This window comes from Paraburkholderia sp. (assembly GCF_028283785.1).
Taxonomy (GTDB): domain Bacteria; phylum Pseudomonadota; class Gammaproteobacteria; order Burkholderiales; family Burkholderiaceae; genus Paraburkholderia.
This window is the reverse complement of record NZ_JAPWKB010000005.1, coordinates 66904-83017: the sequence shown is the minus strand read 5'-3', so window position 1 is coordinate 83017 and position 16114 is coordinate 66904. Positions and strand designations below refer to the sequence as shown.

Genomic DNA, 16114 nt, shown 5'->3' with positions numbered 1-16114 from the left:
GGAAGAAATGAAATGACTCAAACGATTTTGCTGACCTTCGGCACTCGCCCGGAAGCGATCAAGATGGCGCCGCTCGTGAATACGCTGAAAGAGACCGAAGGTGTCGACTGTCGCGTGTGCGTGACGGGACAACACCGCGAGATGCTCGATCAGGTGCTCGACCTGTTCGAGATCCGCCCTGACTTCGACCTGAACATCATGAAGCGCGGTCAGGATCTCTACGACGTGACGACGTCGATCATGCATGGCATGCGCGATGTCGTCAGCGAGTGCAAGCCGGACCGGATTCTCGTTCACGGCGACACAACGACGACCATGGCCGCGAGTCTGGCAGCGTTCTATCAACGTGTCCCTGTCGCGCACGTCGAAGCCGGTTTGCGGACGGGCGATCTCCTTTCGCCGTGGCCTGAAGAGGCAAACCGGAAACTGACTGGCGTACTTGCCGATCTGCATTTCGCACCGACTGAACGCGCCCGTCAAAACCTGCTGGCAGAGAACGTTCAAGACGCGCGAATCATCGTGACGGGCAACACCGTGATCGATGCGTTGCTCGACGTGCGCGCACGGCTCGCAAGCGATCACGCACTGTGCCGACGCATTGACGAGCGCTTGCCGACGCTGCTCGAAGGGCGCCGGATCATTCTCGTCACCGGACATCGACGTGAGAGCTTTGGCGCGGGCTTCGAAAGTATGTGTACCGCGCTCGTTCAGATTGCCCGGACATATCCAGACGCGGACATCGTTTATCCGGTGCACCTGAATCCAAGCGTTCGTGAACCTGTGAACAGACTGCTGACGGGTATCGACAATATTCATCTGATCGAGCCGCTCGACTATCTGCCGTTCGTTCGTCTGATGGACCGCGCGTATCTGATTCTGACCGACTCGGGTGGCGTACAGGAAGAGGCGCCGTCACTGGGAAAACCGGTGCTCGTGATGCGGTCCACGACCGAGCGGCAGGAAGCAGTTGAGGCGGGCGTCGTGAAGCTGGTGGGAACCGACGTGGATCGTATCGTCGATGGCGTCGCGGAATTGATGTGTGACGACCTTGCCTATCAGGCGATGAGTCGAGGCGAGAACCCCTATGGCGACGGACATGCGTGTGATCGCATCGTCGGTGCGCTGGTTAAAGGTTGATCCGGGCGCGTCCCGGCTTGAGTCAAGTAAAGGTAAAGGTAGGCAAGATGGACTTCGATGTAATTTCAGTAATTGGGCTCGGCTATATCGGTTTGCCGACAGCAGCGGCATTTGCCGCGCGACGTAAGAGCGTGATTGGGGTGGACGTCAATCAGTACGCGGTCGATACCATCAACAAGGGCGAGATTCATATTGTCGAGCCTGAGTTGGACATGCTCGTCCATGCAGCGGTCACGCAAGGTTATCTGCGCGCGACGATGACGCCCGAAGCAGCCGACGCGTTTCTGATTGCAGTCCCGACTCCATTTGTCGAAGGCTTCCGTCCCGATCTGAGTTACATCGAAGCCGCCGCCCGCGCAATTGCACCTGTGCTGAAGAAGGGCAACCTGGTCGTCCTCGAATCGACATCGCCGGTGGGTGCGACGGAGCAGATGGCCGCGTGGATGGCCGAACTCAGACCCGATCTAAGCTTCCCGCAGCAGATGGGCGAAGGTTCCGATATTCGTGTCGCGCATTGTCCTGAACGCGTGTTGCCCGGGCACGTGATTCGCGAGCTTGTAGAGAACGACCGGATTATCGGCGGCATGACCCCGTTGTGTGGCGAGCATGCGCGCACGCTTTATCAGAACTTCGTGCGCTGCGATTGCATTCTGACCGACGCGCGCACGGCAGAGATGTGCAAGCTGACCGAGAACTCGTTCCGTGACGTGAACATTGCATTCGCTAACGAACTGTCGGTCATTTGCGATCGCCTCGATATCAATGTGTGGGAGTTGATCCGACTTGCCAACCGGCATCCGCGCGTCAGCATCTTGCAACCGGGCCCCGGTGTGGGTGGTCATTGCATTGCAGTCGATCCGTGGTTCATCGTCGATTCCGCGCCCGAGCAGGCACGTCTGATTCGCGTCGCGCGGACTGTCAACGACGACAAACCGCGTTACGTGATCGACCGTGTCGAACGTGCGGCGAAGCGCTTCAAGGAGCCGGTGATCGCGTGTCTGGGTCTTGCGTTCAAGGCGAATATCGATGACCTGCGCGAAAGTCCCGCAATGGAAATTGCACATCAACTCGGCGAGCGTTTTGCCGGTCAGGTGCTTGCGGTTGAGCCGAACATCCGGATGTTGCCGCCGTCGCTGGATGGTGTCGTCCAGTTATGCGAGCTTAACGAAGCGCTTGCGCAAGCAGACGTGATCGTGGTTCTCGTCGATCATGCGCAGTTCAAGCGCATCGATCCGGTGCGGATGCAGGCGAAGGTCGTGATCGATACACGAGGCATGCTGTCGAATGCTTGAAGAAGGCCAGGCTCCGCGTTCGCGTGTCGGGCGAAACGTGATCATCATGGTGATGACTTTCGCCGGAAATTACCTCGCTTCGTTCGCGACGTTTCCGTATCTGACGCGCGTACTCGGACCCGATCAATTCGGCATGCTCGCCTACGCAATGGCAATGGCGACCTATGCAACCTTGTTGACCGAATGGGGTTTCAATCTTGGCGGACCTAAAGCAGTCGTCGAATGCAAAGGCGATGCGCGATCGATCAATGCATTGATCCGGTCGATCGCGGGCGCCAAGGCATGTCTCTGTGCCATTTCGTTCGTCGCGCTGGCCGTGCTGATTAGCTTTGACAAACACATCGCCGCATCTGCGTCGGTCATGTTCTGGTCGTGGCTTGGTGTCGTGGCGAACGTGTTCACGTTGTACTGGCTGTTTCAAGGCATGGAGCGGTTTCATCTGATCGCCGCAATGGTCATCGTGAATCGTGTCGTGACATTGCCGTTGACCTTTCTGTTCGTTCACGGTCCGGGCGATGTCGCCATCGCCGCCGCAATTCAATCCGCGGGGCCGCTGGTGGCCGCATTGTTTTCCGTCGCGATAGCGCTGCGGTTCGGCGTGTTGCGCTGGCCGGCAGTCTCCGTACGCGCGGTCGTGCAGCGTCTGAAAGATGGCGCCGATATGTTCGTTTCGACTGCGTCGGTGAGTCTGTTCGGGGTTGCGAATACGGTCATTCTCGCGTCGTTTTCGGGCACCTATCAGGTGGGTCTTTATGCTGCGGCGGACAAGATCCGGACGGTCGGAAACATGGTGCCGGCACAGCTAGCGGCTGTGTTGTATCCGCGAATTACCAGCACGTTGAAGACTGATCCGAAGGCGGCAGCAAGACTCACGCTGATTGGCGCGACCGTGACGCTGTTGATATCCATTGCCGGCGTTGGGTGTATTTCCATGTTCTCGGACATCGCAATCAGGATCGTGCTTGGAACGCAGTATGGCGGCGCATCGAAGGTGCTCGTCGTGCTGTGTTGTTCGACGCTGTTCGGAAACCTCGCTTATTTCCTTGGCTTGCAAGTTCTCGTGCCGTTCGGTGAAAGCCGGAAGCGTTCGCTGGTGATGTTGGGCGCGGGTTGCTTCAATGTCGGCATGGCGTTGATCCTCGTGCCCCGCTTTGGCGCGATGGGTGCAGCGGTGTCGCTTCTGATCGCTGAAGCCATCGTTTTGGCGGCATATCTCGTGTCGATCGCTTGTGCGGATCGCGGCCGGCGTTATTTTCAGGTCGCATTGAGTCGCTGACGGAAAAGATCGATGTCGAAGTCTTTAAATGTATCAATGCAGTTCGAATTTGCGGTTGTGTAAATCATGTTTGAAAGTAACAGTGCTTCAGTTTCCGGCGATGCCCTAAGCTCAAAAGCGTTGCGTGTTCTACACGTCGGTCCCGGTTGGGGACAGCGTGGCGGGATTGCTTCAGTGCTGGAAGAACTCCAGTCACAACAAGGGCGATTTCAGGAAGACGGTGTCTCGTTTTCGTTCTTCGAGACTCACGGTTTTCAGCGAGCCAAAGACTGCGCGGCTTTCGTGTTCGCCGACGTCCCGCGCTTCGCAATTTCGCTGTTGAGAGGGGTCGATATCGTGCATTTCCACGTATCGGTGCGCGGCTCTTTCTACCGAAAAGCAATGCTTTGTGTGTTGGCACGTGTCGCGAGAAAGAAAACGGTTTTTCACCTTCATGCGGGCAATTTTCGACAGTTCGAAGCGAGTGCCGGATCGATGTCACGCCGCTTCGTTTCATGGTTCGTGAAGGGTTCGGATGCGGTGGTCGCCGTGTCGTCAACGACCGGCCGGGAACTGCAATCTCTCGGCGCGGAAAGCAGACGGTTGCACGTGATCGCTAACACGGCGGTTGATGCAGAAAAGGCGGTCGGAAAGCCTGTCATGAGCGCGAAGCGTGAAGCGAGCGTTCCGTATATCGCCTTTGCAGGGCGGTTGGCCGAAGCGAAAGGGATTGACGATCTGCTTCAGGCCGTTTCGTTACTTAAGCAACAAGCCTGTCGCGTCGAATTGCGCCTGGCAGGAGATGGCAACGTACTGCACTGGGAAGAACGCGCTCGCATCTATGGAATCGATGATCGTGTCGTATTCATGGGATGGCTGGGCGGTAACGAAAAAATTGCGTTTTACCGGAGCGCGCGTGTGTTTTGCATGCCTAGCCACTATGAGTCGTTCGGCATTGCGACGCTCGAGGCAATGTTCGCCGGTGTTCCGGTTGTCGGTACGCGCGTGGGCGGATTTCTGGACCTCGTCGAATCGGGCGTGACCGGCTATCTGGTTCGACCCACGGCGCCGGTTGCATTGGCCGCGTGCCTGCGTCGTTTGATCGACGATCCGGTGCTGGCGCGTGCGGTTGGGGATGCGGGGCTCGCGCGAGCGCAAGCGAATTTTTCGGCAGAAGCCGTGGTTTGCCGGTACATCCAGTGCTATCGCGCGGTGATGGACGGTCAGGAGGTGAGTCGTGTCTAGGCGGGCTACGGTGGCAATGCGATGCGTGTTCGCTGCGTTGCTTGTGACTTGCATCTGCAATGCGCAAGCACAAGATGTATCGGTGCAGTGGAAGCACGATCCGGGAATGGTTGCGTTGGCGGCGACGTATCAATCGCTGTATGAGTCGGACTGGACGGCCGGGATCGATCAACGGATCGGTGTTCAATCGAATGGAGCGGGCATCGCGATTGTCGACGATCCTTTAAATCCTCAACGCAAGGTAATCCGTGCAACCATCGATCGAAGCCAGGACTATTCGGGCGTCGCCAACGGCGTGCCGCGCGCAGAACTCCTTTTTCCCGCTCCGGTTCGATTCGCTCAACAGCATGACTATCTGATTCGCTGGAGTACTTTTCTTCCTGCCGATTTCGAATTCGATAACCAGCAATTGACGATCATGACGCAGGTTCACCAAGGCGAATGGGTGGGCGGTCCGACTATCGCTTTAGCGATTCAGGGCAGTCGCTATGCGATCTCGATGCATGGCGGCGAGAACCACACCGATGTCTCGGCGGGGAAGTGGCTGTGTTGCGCAGATGCCGACCGTGGACATTGGGTGAACTGGAGCTTGCACTATGTTCCAGATGACAGCGCACAACACGCGCTGACCGAGTTGTACAAAGACGGCGTGTCGATTTTCGCCAATCGCGACGCCGCAAATGCTTATCCGGATGTTCAGAATGCTTATCTGAAGATTGGTCTTTACAAGCCGGACTGGATGTCGAAAGCATCCGATGTATCTCGTAGCACGGTGTTGTTTGGCCCCGTGCGGGTTTCAGTACGCTGAGTCGCGGTTTGATGTGTGTAGAGAGAAACAAGATGGAACGTATTGAATTTTTCGGTTGCCCGCTCGATATCGCCACGATGGATGAAACCGTAGACTGGATTTCTTCGCGCATCGCCGCGCGGTCGTTTAGTCAGCACGTGGTCGTCAATGTCGCGAAGCTGGTCAACATGCAATCGGACCCGCTGCTGGCGGAATCGGTGCGTGCTTGCGACGTGATCAATATCGACGGAATGGGTGTGGTCTGGGGCGCACGCCTGTTGGGCCATGCCGTGCCGGAGCGCGTCGCGGGCGTCGATCTGTTCGATCGTCTCTTAGCCGATGCGGCCGAAAAAGGCTTCCCGGTATTTCTACTCGGCGCGACAGAACAAGTCGTAGCGAACACGGTTGCGCGCTGTAGCAGTCTCCATCCCGGTCTGCAAGTGGCGGGCTATCACCACGGATATTTTTGGGCCGACGAGCGCGCGATCGTCGACAAGATCCGTTTGTCGGGTGCGCGTCTTTTGTTCGTCGCGATTACGTCACCAAAGAAAGAGAATTTTATCAATCGCTGGAAGGCGGATCTTGGCGTCGACTTTGTAATGGGCGTCGGCGGAACGTTCGATGTCATTGCGGGCAAGGTCAAGCGCGCGCCGGTGTGGATGCAAAAGTGCGGAATGGAATGGCTCTTCCGTGTCGTTCAGGAACCGCGGCGCATGTGGAAACGCTATCTGTCGACTAACACGCATTTCGCATGGATGCTTGGACGGGCGTGGTTCGCCCCGCGTCGCGGTTAAGCGTGACGCAATGGAGTGGATCATGTCAGCGCGTGAGTCGGTCGCGAAGAATGCCGTTGCCGGAACGCGACGCATCGGACCGCATCTGTTGTTCTTCGCCGTGTACGCGGGGTACAACCTGCTCGGCTTGCTCGATATGCCCTGGAGTATGTCCGGTGCGTATGACAAAGCCTTGTGCTGGGAACTGTTCGTTAGCGGGGCGTCCGGCTTTGCGCTGGGCTGGCTCCTGTTTGGAAATCGCACGTATGCGCACGTCGAGAAAGCGTTTCCGGAAAGAACCTCGCGACAGTTATCGATGGTGTTTGCTGCGTTGTTTGCCGGATGTATCGGCATCACGGTCGTGACTAACGGCGGCATTCCGTTGTTGATGGGCGAAGCGCGTTTTGGCAATTCGGCATTGGTGTCGAATCTTGCGCCGCTCTACGGTTTCTGGTTACTGGTTCGAACCATCTCCGACAAAGAAAACGGTCGCCGTGTCAGCCCCGTGCAGCCCGTTCTGTATGTAGCCGGTATTCTGTTGCTCGGCTATCGCTCACCGGTTCTGGCGTTCGTCGCGGTCTATTTCGTGTACCTGATGATGTTCCTTCTGACAGGTCGGAAAGCATTGATGGTGAGCGTACTCGCCGGCGCATTGCTGATCGGATTCTCCGCTGCGCTAGCGTTTTTTCGGGTCGCGCAAACTTACGACGTAGATCGCTTCTTCACCAATATCGACTTTCGCTTCATCGCGGATCACCGATACCTGTTGCCGTTCGCGCCCGCTCTGTCGATGTTCGACTATAGCCAGAACACGATCGCGACCATTGGCGCCGCTTTGCATGACCACAAGTATGGTGAACTGCTGCTAAGCAACTACAAAACGTTTCTGCCCGGACGGCACTGGGGCGCGCGAAACATCATCGGCGACATTGTCGGCGCACGGTGGGTAGACGGGCATCCAATGAGCATCACGCCGACCTTGCAAGGCGCGCTCTATGTCGATTTCGGCCATGCCGGTGTGTTCGCCGGGTTCTTCGTCATCGCATTCGGAATTGCACGCCTGCATGCGTTTTCGCTCAGGAACGGCGTCATCGCGAAGTTCAGCTTTTGCTATCTGATGACCCTGCTGCTGATGTCGATTCACTCCGGTTACTGGGACGTCAACTTCATCTTTTTCCTGCTATTCCTGGGCGCAGTCTGGACATTCGACTACCTGAAGAAGCTGGGCGGCGTGCGTTGCTGAACCGGTTGCGCGTGCGCTGAATTTCAGTCGTTGCCGTCACATCAAAGAGTTATCCATGATTTATATCTTTCGCATTTCAAACATTCTTTATCGCCTCAAGGTGCCGCTGTTTCCGTGGCTGTTGAAGGTATTGAACCGCGTTTTATTTTCCGTAGCGCTTCCGCCGTCTGTCGTAGTAGGGCGCAACGTCACTTTCGGATATCAAGGCTTGGGCATCGTCGTACACAGACAGGCGGTGTTGGGCAGCAATATCGTGATTGCGCCGAATGTGGTGATCGGTGGACGCGGCCGGCCGGGTGCGCCTGTCATCGAAGACGATGTATTGATTGGCGCGGGTGCATGCATTCTCGGGCCGGTGAAGATCGGCAAGGGCGCGCGGATCGGCGCGAATGCAGTCGTGCTGACCGACGTGCTAGCCGGTGCAACGATGGTGGGTGTGCCGGCGCGTGTCGCTACGCGCGATGACGCCGTGGTCTGCTAGAACCGGACCGGAAGACGGCACGCGTGCGACGTGCCGTAGTGGATCACGTCAATTGATCGCCTTGATGAAGGCGGAATCGGCGACGAGTTCGTTGATGCTCAGTTTCACGATGTCATCGAGCGCGAGCGTGGTGTTGGTGAACTTTGCCGCTTCACGCTCGACGGTTCGCGTCGATTCGTAGATCACTTGCTGCGACGGCACATCCGTCACCACGTACCGCATTTTCAGCGTCCAGATTGCCGGCGCGTGAATGTCGTCGACCACGAACGTGACGATTGTTGCGCTCAATACGCGTTTCTCGCTGCCGGTATGTACGCCCACACCGTTCAGATCGCGCAGCACCGCCTGATGCACGGCCGCGTTGATGTTGCTCTTCATCACGATGCCGCTCACCGCGGTATTGGCGATCCGGTTCTCCGACACGTGGCCCTTCACTGCGGGAAGGTAGACGAAGTCGCTGACCGGCGCGACGCTGACGTTACCGGTGACATGGGCTGCCGGATGCGGCGAACGGTGAAAGTGAAACAGCGAGCAGCCAGACAGCAGAGCGATCGCAACGGCAAGCCCGCATCTGACGAAATAGGTGGATTTCACGTGAGGGCGCCCGGGCGGTGTTGCACGAAGTACGGTGACATGCTGCGAGGAAGCTCGAATTGTGCGGGAGAAACGGACGCTTGGGTCGGCATGCTGCATCTTCGGTCGGTAAATCGTCAGTAGGCCACGCGGGATGAATGAAAGCGCAACGCGGATTATGAACACATGTGAGCGGCTGCGCCTCAATTTAACAAAAATGCCAACGATGAGATTTTTCCTATAGATGTGCTAAAGCGCCGTCCATACACTGAATCTTTGCTGTAGGGCCATGCGTCCGGCATCCATTTAGTGTCCACCCTCTGTTTTTCATGGATGACCGCGCGCGCATCGGCGCCGTGTTTCCGACACTGCCACTCATGCCCGCAGCTCTCTTTTTCGACTGCGAGATTTCAACGTGATGTGGTTCAACCTCCTTACCAGTTCTGCGTGTGAACACGCGCTATCCGCTGACCTGCTCACTGCGGTTCCGTTTAGTTTCAACAGCCCGCAACGAACCGCGGCAGGGGCGGCCTTGCTTTGCGGGACGGCTGCGATGTTGGGTGCGCCTGCCGCGCTGGCGGCGGTGCGCACGGCGGCCTTCACTGCGCCTGTCGTTGCCGTTGCACCAGCGGAAGCCGCACCGTCCGGCGACGACGCATCCAGGTTCGAGCATCGGCCGGCGCCGACCGATGCCGGTTCGAATGCGGCATCGACAGCAACGATTGCCTCTATCGTAAAGGCTGTGGTCGGTGGGCAGCCGGTAGCGCCGTTTCAATCCATTACCGCGTCTTCCCAGTTGGGTCCGGTCGTGCCGGTCGTGCCGGATTTGACGGCTGAACCTGTGCTGGTTTCGCTATGCCGTGAGACGCCGGATATTTGCATTGCCTCAGCGCTTACGGATGCGGCGCAAACGGTCTGGACGGGTCGTCACGCATGGTATGGACGCGTCACCGGCTCGACCCGGCTCGAGGGCGCGTCGATGACCTTCACGGAAGCCTCGGCATCGCCTTCATCGCAAGGCGGCAGCCTCGCCGGTTCCGCTCCGTTCAACATTGACGTGCCCGACACCGGCGAACACGCAGGATCCATCGCGGGCAACTTGCGCGACACCTTGCGACGCGACGGACTCGCCGCCGACATTCCCGCGCAACTACAACGTATCTTCGCCGGACGCCTCGATACGCGCGCGAAGGCACGCGACGGCGACACCTACCGGATCGTCTACGAAGCCGCTGGCGCGAGCGGCTCGTCGTCGGACAATGCACGCGTGAAGGCCGTGGACATCCGGCTCGGCGGCGTTGCATATCGGGCCGTGTGGTTCGTCGCCCCGGGCCGCGCAACCGGCGACTATTACTCGTTCGACGCACGCCGCATCACCGCACAGCCATTTTCCACGCCGGTCAATTTCCGTCGCATCAGTTCGGCGTTCGGGTATCGCACGCATCCCATTTCCGGCGAGCGGCTGATGCATACCGGCGTCGATCTGGCCGCGCCGTCGGGCACGCCGGTCGTCGCGGCGGCGCCGGGTATCGTGGCGTTTATCGGCGCTGACGGCGGGTACGGCAACCATGTCGTGATTCGCCACGCGCAGGGTTACACGACGTACTACGCGCATCTGTCGGGGTTTGCATCGGGTCTGCATATCGGAGATCGCGTGACGCAGGGGCAGCGGCTCGGCGCAGTCGGGAGTACCGGAAGCTCGACCGGTCCGCATCTGCATTTCGAAGTGCGCCTGAATCGCGTTCCTACCGATCCGCTTCGGCTCACCAGCAGGATCGGCGCGTTGCCGCTTGCCGGCGCGCAACGGCATCTGTTCGATGTGGTTGCAAGCAATGCAATGGCGCAACTGGACGGCATCGTGTCCGACCGTAGCGCGACGCGCACGGCAGCGATTCCAACCCGGGCCGCAGCCGCCCACGCATAGTTCACGACCTCGCCGCATCACACTCGTTGATGCGGCGCACAACGGCCACGCAGCACGCGCTGCACTTGCGCCGTCACTCCTCACACGATTTAATACCCTTCGCATTCCGCATGAAAGCGCCGCGCGCTGTCACGCAATCTTCACGCAGTTTTCGCTCACGTATCACGTCGTTCGGGTCTAAATCCTGACGACACTGGATCGACGCATGACGAAACACCACCACGGAGAAGCGTATGGAAGCAAGCAGCATCGCGCAAAGGGAAGCACGCGGTCGCGCCGCACGCGAACAGTCGAAACGTTCGAGTCATCGCAGTTTCGCCGAACCGCATCGCAACCCGATCGATCTGCTGCGTCAAAGCAGCGAAGGGCGGATCGAAAAGCTGGTGCCGCTGCGGTATGGCCGGATGGCTGCTTCGCCTTTCAGTTTCTTTCGCGGCAGCGCGATTCTTCAGGCACATGACTTGTGCCGTAGCGCCGACACCGGCCTCGTGATGCCGATCTGCGGCGATGCCCACCTGATGAACTTCGGCGGCTTTGCCACACCGGAACGCCAACTGATTTTCGACCTGAACGACTTCGACGAAACCGCGCGCGCCCCCTTCGAATGGGATCTGAAACGGCTTGCCGCAAGTCTCGTGGTGGCCGCGCGTCATATGCGCCTGAGTCGTGGTACCGCGTCGGATCTCGTGATGACGGCCGTCACCGAATACCGTGACCGGATTGCGCAGTATGCGCAATGCGGCGCGCTCGAACTCTGGTACGACCGCATCACCTTCGACCGGATGGCGGAGACTGCATTGACGCCGGAGCGGCGTCGCACGGTGCGTCGTGGGATGGAGAAGGCCGCGTCGCGGACGCATGAAAGCATGCTGGAAAAGATGGCAAGCCGTGTGGATGACCGATGGATGATTCGCGATGCGCCGCCGGCGCTGTTTCACGTCGACGGCGCGAACACGCTGTTCAGTCCCGAGGACGACGGTTTCCGGATCGACCGGTGGCGCAAGCTGATCGCCCATGTCTACGCCGATTATCTGAAGACGCTCAGCCACGATCGACGCGAACTGCTGTCGCATTTCACCGCGCAGGACCTCGTGTTCAAGGTGGTCGGCGTCGGCAGTGTGGGCACACGCTGTCTGGTTCTGCTCAGCACCGATCACATGGACAAGCCGCTGTTTTTGCAGATCAAGGAAGCGCGGCCGTCGGTGATTGCGCAGTACTACGCGTCGCCGTCGCCGAAGCATGAAGGCGCGCGTGTCGTCGAAGGACAGCGGATGTTGCAGGCGGCCAGCGACATCTTTCTCGGCTGGGCGACCGGACCTTCCGGGCGTCACTACTATCTGCGTCAGTTGCGCGACATGAAGCTGTCGGCGAATATCGAGCTGTTCGATAGCGACACGCTCGAAGGCTATGCGCGACTATGCGGCTGGATCATGGCACGCGCGCATGCGAAGGCCAGCGGCCAGGCAATCGAGGTGAGTGCGTATATCGGTCGCAACGACATGTTCGCGGAATCGCTGACGGACTACGCGTCGGCGTATGCGGATCAGGTCGAACGCGATTACGACGTCTTTCTGAAGGCGTGCCGCAGCGGCGAGCTGGAAGCCCGGACCGACGAAGATATGGCGGCGGATTTTCGGATCTAGGCGGCGTCGCGTCATCCATGCGTGCCGCGCATACGTTCGCATGCGCGGCACGCATGCATGCATTAAGCGGCTTCGCGCAGCGTCACGAATCGCAATCCCTGAGCGCGCGCGGCTTCGATGATCGCGGGCAAGACCGCGATCACCATCGGCGCGCCGGTATCGGCGATCGCGGCGTTGCCGTCGTGCAGCAGCAGAATGTCACGCGGCGCGAGGCCGGTCAGCAGGCGCCGGGCAACGACATCGGCGTTTCGTTCGCGGGTGTCGAAACCGCGCCGGGTCCAGGCGGCCAGCCGTAGATCGAGCTTGCGCAGCACGGGTTCGAGAAACAGGTTTCGCAAACCGGCCGGTGCGCGGAAAAACATCGGACGTTCGCCGCTCAGTTCGGCCAACGTATGCTGCGCGGCGTCGATTTCGCGTTGCAGCGCGCCGGGCAGCGTCACCGAAAACGTATGCACATGCACTTGCGAGTGATTTTCGACGGCATGCCCTCGCGCGACGATCTCACGCACGACAGCCGGATAACGCTGCGCATTCGCGCCAATACAAAAAAACGTCGCGCGTACCCGATGCGCATCCAGCAGATCGAGCACTTGCGGCGTGACGATCGGGTCGGGCCCATCGTCGATGGTGAGGGCAATCGCGTCCGCGGTGCGGTCGTTGACGGGCAGGCGGGTCCAGTTCGGACCGAGCAGCGTCGAACGCGGCCACAGTCCGGCGATCGTAAAGATCGCATGATTGATCATGATGCCGGCGAGCCACCACGGCCACGCAGACGGCTTCGCAATCACGGCGGCAAGCATCGCGACGTGCCACACGTACGTGGCAGTCAGCATCAGCGGATAGGGGCTGTAAGGCCAGCGTCGCGTGTCGGCGACGGTCGCTTTGGGCGTGTGCCGGCCAGGCGGAAAGAATTCGTTCATCGGGCTTTCAGTGCGCCTTCCTCCGTCCTGGGAAGGCTTTATCAACGCGCAGCGCGCAACGATGCACGATACCATTAACGGGATAATATGAGCCGAAGCGGGCCTGGCGCGCGGGTTGCGTCGGGCCGCGATCACCATCAATCACGATCAATAACAGGAGAACGGGCTGTGGCGGAACACGCAAAAGTGGCGCTGGTGACGGGGGCGGGAAGCGGAATCGGACGGGCTTGCGCGCGCAAGCTGATCGCGCATGGTTATCGCGTGGTGCTCGCCGGGCGTCGTCAGGCGCCGCTTGACGCGCTTGTCGAAGAAGCTCGCCAGAGTGGCGGCGAGGCGCTCGCGGTGGCGTGCGACGTATCGGACGCGGCGAGTGTCGACGCACTGTTCGACGCGATTCGCACACACTATGGCCGGCTCGACGTGCTGTTCAACAACGCGGGCCGCAATGGTTCGCCGGTCGAGATCGATCAACTGGATATCGACGAATGGCGCTCGGTGGTCGATATCAATCTGACCGGCGTGTTCCTGTGCACGCGCGCCGCTTTCGGTCTGATGAAAACGCAGACGCCGCGCGGTGGCCGCATCATCAACAACGGCTCGATCTCCGCGCATGCGCCACGCCCGAACAGCATCGCGTACACCGCGACCAAGCATGCGATCACCGGTTTGACGAAAGCGGTGTCGCTCGACGGGCGGCCGTACGATATCGTCTGCGGACAGATCGACATCGGCAATGCAGCGACCGAAATGGCCGAGCGCATGGCGAGAGGCATCAAGCAGGCTAACGGACAGGTTGCCGTCGAGCCGCTGATGGATGTCGGGCACGTAGCCGACGCCGTGCTGCACATGGCCGATCTGCCGCTCGCGACCAACGTGCAGTTCATGACGATCATGGCGACGAAAATGCCGTTCGTCGGACGCGGATAACGCGCGTGGAAAGTCGCAATACACCCCAAAAACCCGCTGTGGCGGCCGACGATCCGCCGCCGGTGCCACCGGATCAACCGGATCTGAACGATTGTTGCCGCAGCGGGTGCGAGCCGTGCATCTTCGATCTGTACGATGCCGACCTCGCCCGCTATCGCGAGAAGCTCGCGGAATGGCAGGCACGTCATGCGGATTCGCATAGCAAGTCAACCTGAGCCACGCCGACCATGACCGACCTTCAGCTCACGCCGACCGACTCGCCGATGCACGATGCGCTGCACGCATTCGTTCAGCGCTATCCCCGTCTGTTCGTGCTGACCGGGGCGGGCATCAGCACGGATTCCGGCATTCCCGGCTATCGCGACGACAACGGCGACTGGAAGCGTTCACCGCCGATCACGTTGCAGGAGTTTCTCGGCTCGGTCGCGTCGCGGCAACGCTACTGGGCGCGCAGCATGATCGGCTGGCCGGTCGTCGCGGACGCACAGCCGAACCCCGCGCATCGCGCGCTCGCGCGGCTCGAAGCCGCGCAGCATGTGCCGACGCTGGTGACGCAGAACGTCGACGGCCTGCATCAGCGTGCGGGCAGCAGCGAAGTGATCGAGTTGCACGGCAGCATCGGCGGCGTGACCTGCCTCGATTGCCATACGGAACACACGCGCGCGGCGATCCAGCGCACGCTCGAAGCCGACAACCCCGCGTTGCTCGACGCGACCGCGGAACCCGCGGCCGACGGCGATGCGCATCTGGAGTGGGACGCGGTGCATACGTTCCGCATTCCGGCATGTCCGAATTGCGGCGGCCTGCTGAAACCCGCCGTGGTGTTTTTCGGGGAAGGCGTGCCGCCCGCGCGCGTCGAAGCAGCCAGCCATGCACTCGATGCCGCCGATGCGATGCTGGTGGTCGGCTCGTCGCTGATGGTCTATTCCGGCTACCGGTTCTGCGTGTGGGCCGGCAAACTCGGCAAGCCGATCGCCGCGATCAATCTGGGTCGCACGCGCGCCGATCCGTTGCTGGCGTTGAAAGTGGCCGCGCCTTGCGCCGATACGTTGACGGCCCTCGCCGCGCGCCTCGCGCTGGACTGAAAAGGCGCTCGCGCCGGCGCGACGACCGTTCGCATGCGCGATACGCATGCGAGAATCGATGCATGCGTATCGCGCATGCATGCCAAACCCGCCGTCGATCATCGATAATGGCGGCTTCCGCATCTGATCCCGACCGTTCTCGATGACCCTTCCGTCTTCCGCGCTGCGTCAACGCTCACCATCCGCCGAACGTAATCGCGAGCCGATCCTCGACGTGCTTCGACGCGTGTTGCCGGCCAGCGGCCTCGTGCTCGAAATCGCCAGCGGTACCGGTCAGCACGTGACGCACTTCGCCGCGGCACTCCCCGCGCTCGACTGGCAACCCAGCGATCCCGACGCCGACGCACGTGCATCGGTGGCCGGATGGATCGCGCATACGGGCCTCGCCAACATCCGTGACCCGCTCGCGCTCGATGTCGAAAGCACGTCCTGGCCCATCGAATCCGCTGCGGCGATCGTCTGTATCAACATGATTCACATCTCGCCGTGGACCGCGACCGTAGCCTTGTTCGATAATGCGGCCCGGCTGCTCGACGATGGTGGCGTGCTCGTCACCTACGGTCCTTACCGGCGTGACGGCGCGCATACTGCACCGAGCAACGAAGCGTTCGATCAGCAGTTGCGCAGCCGCAATCCCGCATGGGGCATCCGCGATATGGAAGCGGTGACGGCGCTGGCCGACGCGCGCGGTCTGACCTGCGATGCACCGGTGGCGATGCCCGCCAATAATTTCATGCTCGTGATGATGAAACGCTCGCGAGCGAAGCCGGTCTGATAGAAGACCCGGCGAAACGCCGGCGCGTCCGATGGCGGACGCGGCTGGCGGAAA

Annotated in this window: 16 protein-coding genes; 14 read left to right on the top strand and 2 right to left on the bottom strand. The window is 60.2% G+C overall.

Annotation, left to right across the window (positions count from 1 at the left end):
* Positions 1-12 precede the first annotated feature (12 nt).
* The 8 genes from wecB (at position 13) to PW947_RS04425 (ending at position 8213) form a co-directional block, all read left to right on the top strand.
* Positions 13-1137, top strand: a complete 1125-nt coding sequence (gene wecB, locus PW947_RS04460) for a UDP-N-acetylglucosamine 2-epimerase (non-hydrolyzing) (protein WP_299629867.1) — start codon at positions 13-15, stop codon at positions 1135-1137.
* Between the two features lie 47 nt (positions 1138-1184).
* Complete coding sequence (wecC, locus tag PW947_RS04455) at positions 1185-2429, top strand: UDP-N-acetyl-D-mannosamine dehydrogenase (RefSeq protein WP_299629866.1); 1245 nt, start codon at positions 1185-1187, stop codon at positions 2427-2429.
* Complete coding sequence (locus tag PW947_RS04450) at positions 2422-3705, top strand: flippase (protein ID WP_299629865.1); 1284 nt, start codon at positions 2422-2424, stop codon at positions 3703-3705. Before wecC ends, PW947_RS04450 begins: the two co-directional genes overlap by 8 nt.
* Positions 3706-3771: 66 nt before the next feature.
* Positions 3772-4929, top strand: coding sequence for a glycosyltransferase family 4 protein (locus PW947_RS04445; RefSeq protein ID WP_299629864.1), 1158 nt, complete (start codon positions 3772-3774; stop codon positions 4927-4929).
* Positions 4930-4954: 25 nt separating this feature from the next.
* A complete protein-coding gene (locus tag PW947_RS04440) occupies positions 4955-5737 on the top strand; it encodes a heparin lyase I family protein (RefSeq protein WP_299629863.1) in 783 nt (260 codons plus the stop codon).
* 212 nt (positions 5738-5949) lie between these two features.
* Positions 5950-6510, top strand: coding sequence for a WecB/TagA/CpsF family glycosyltransferase (locus tag PW947_RS04435; protein ID WP_299629862.1), 561 nt, complete (start codon positions 5950-5952; stop codon positions 6508-6510).
* A 22-nt stretch (positions 6511-6532) separates the two neighbouring features.
* Positions 6533-7732, top strand: coding sequence for an oligosaccharide repeat unit polymerase (locus tag PW947_RS04430; protein ID WP_299629861.1), 1200 nt, complete (start codon positions 6533-6535; stop codon positions 7730-7732).
* A gap of 208 nt (positions 7733-7940) precedes the next feature.
* Complete coding sequence (locus PW947_RS04425; protein ID WP_299629860.1) at positions 7941-8213, top strand: DapH/DapD/GlmU-related protein; 273 nt, start codon at positions 7941-7943, stop codon at positions 8211-8213.
* Between the two features lie 48 nt (positions 8214-8261).
* On the opposite strand, the gene PW947_RS04420 is transcribed toward PW947_RS04425, so the two are convergent.
* Positions 8262-8807 carry a hypothetical protein gene (locus PW947_RS04420; RefSeq protein ID WP_299629859.1) on the bottom strand — a complete coding sequence of 182 codons (546 nt, stop codon included), beginning with the start codon at positions 8805-8807 and terminating at the stop codon, positions 8262-8264.
* A gap of 532 nt (positions 8808-9339) precedes the next feature.
* Here PW947_RS04420 and PW947_RS04415 point away from each other — a divergent pair.
* Both PW947_RS04415 and PW947_RS04410 read left to right on the top strand, forming a co-directional pair.
* Entirely contained in the window at positions 9340-10710 is a 1371-nt protein-coding gene (locus PW947_RS04415) for a M23 family metallopeptidase (RefSeq protein WP_299629858.1), read from the top strand.
* Positions 10711-10943: 233 nt separating this feature from the next.
* Complete coding sequence (locus tag PW947_RS04410; RefSeq protein ID WP_299629857.1) at positions 10944-12353, top strand: DUF2252 domain-containing protein; 1410 nt, start codon at positions 10944-10946, stop codon at positions 12351-12353.
* A gap of 62 nt (positions 12354-12415) precedes the next feature.
* On the opposite strand, the gene PW947_RS04405 is transcribed toward PW947_RS04410, so the two are convergent.
* Positions 12416-13273 (bottom strand): polysaccharide deacetylase family protein, encoded by an 858-nt coding sequence (locus PW947_RS04405; protein WP_299629856.1) that lies wholly within the window; start codon positions 13271-13273, stop codon positions 12416-12418.
* A gap of 168 nt (positions 13274-13441) precedes the next feature.
* On the opposite strand from PW947_RS04405, the gene PW947_RS04400 reads away from it, so the two are divergent.
* The 4 genes from PW947_RS04400 (at position 13442) to PW947_RS04385 (ending at position 16060) form a co-directional block, all read left to right on the top strand.
* Entirely contained in the window at positions 13442-14200 is a 759-nt protein-coding gene (locus tag PW947_RS04400) for an SDR family oxidoreductase (protein WP_299629855.1), read from the top strand.
* A 5-nt stretch (positions 14201-14205) separates the two neighbouring features.
* A complete protein-coding gene (locus PW947_RS04395) occupies positions 14206-14415 on the top strand; it encodes an oxidoreductase-like domain-containing protein (protein ID WP_299629854.1) in 210 nt (69 codons plus the stop codon).
* Positions 14416-14427: 12 nt separating this feature from the next.
* Positions 14428-15285 carry an NAD-dependent protein deacetylase gene (locus PW947_RS04390; RefSeq protein ID WP_299629853.1) on the top strand — a complete coding sequence of 286 codons (858 nt, stop codon included), beginning with the start codon at positions 14428-14430 and terminating at the stop codon, positions 15283-15285.
* A gap of 142 nt (positions 15286-15427) precedes the next feature.
* A complete protein-coding gene (locus tag PW947_RS04385) occupies positions 15428-16060 on the top strand; it encodes a DUF938 domain-containing protein (protein ID WP_299629852.1) in 633 nt (210 codons plus the stop codon).
* Positions 16061-16114: the final 54 nt, after the last annotated feature.

Bases quoted from the DNA above. Each gene is read 5' to 3' on its own strand.
- PW947_RS04445 (WP_299629864.1), top strand. From the start codon at position 3,772: ATGTTTGAAAGTAACAGTGCTTCAGTTTCCGGCGATGCCCTAAGCTCA.
- PW947_RS04390 (WP_299629853.1), top strand. From the start codon at position 14,428: ATGACCGACCTTCAGCTCACGCCGACCGACTCGCCGATGCACGATGCG.
- wecB (WP_299629867.1), top strand. From the start codon at position 13: ATGACTCAAACGATTTTGCTGACCTTCGGCACTCGCCCGGAAGCGATC.
- wecC (WP_299629866.1), top strand. From the start codon at position 1,185: ATGGACTTCGATGTAATTTCAGTAATTGGGCTCGGCTATATCGGTTTG.
- PW947_RS04405 (WP_299629856.1), bottom strand. From the start codon at position 13,273: ATGAACGAATTCTTTCCGCCTGGCCGGCACACGCCCAAAGCGACCGTC.
- PW947_RS04430 (WP_299629861.1), top strand. From the start codon at position 6,533: ATGTCAGCGCGTGAGTCGGTCGCGAAGAATGCCGTTGCCGGAACGCGA.
- PW947_RS04385 (WP_299629852.1), top strand. From the start codon at position 15,428: ATGACCCTTCCGTCTTCCGCGCTGCGTCAACGCTCACCATCCGCCGAA.
- PW947_RS04415 (WP_299629858.1), top strand. From the start codon at position 9,340: ATGTTGGGTGCGCCTGCCGCGCTGGCGGCGGTGCGCACGGCGGCCTTC.
- PW947_RS04410 (WP_299629857.1), top strand. From the start codon at position 10,944: ATGGAAGCAAGCAGCATCGCGCAAAGGGAAGCACGCGGTCGCGCCGCA.
- PW947_RS04450 (WP_299629865.1), top strand. From the start codon at position 2,422: ATGCTTGAAGAAGGCCAGGCTCCGCGTTCGCGTGTCGGGCGAAACGTG.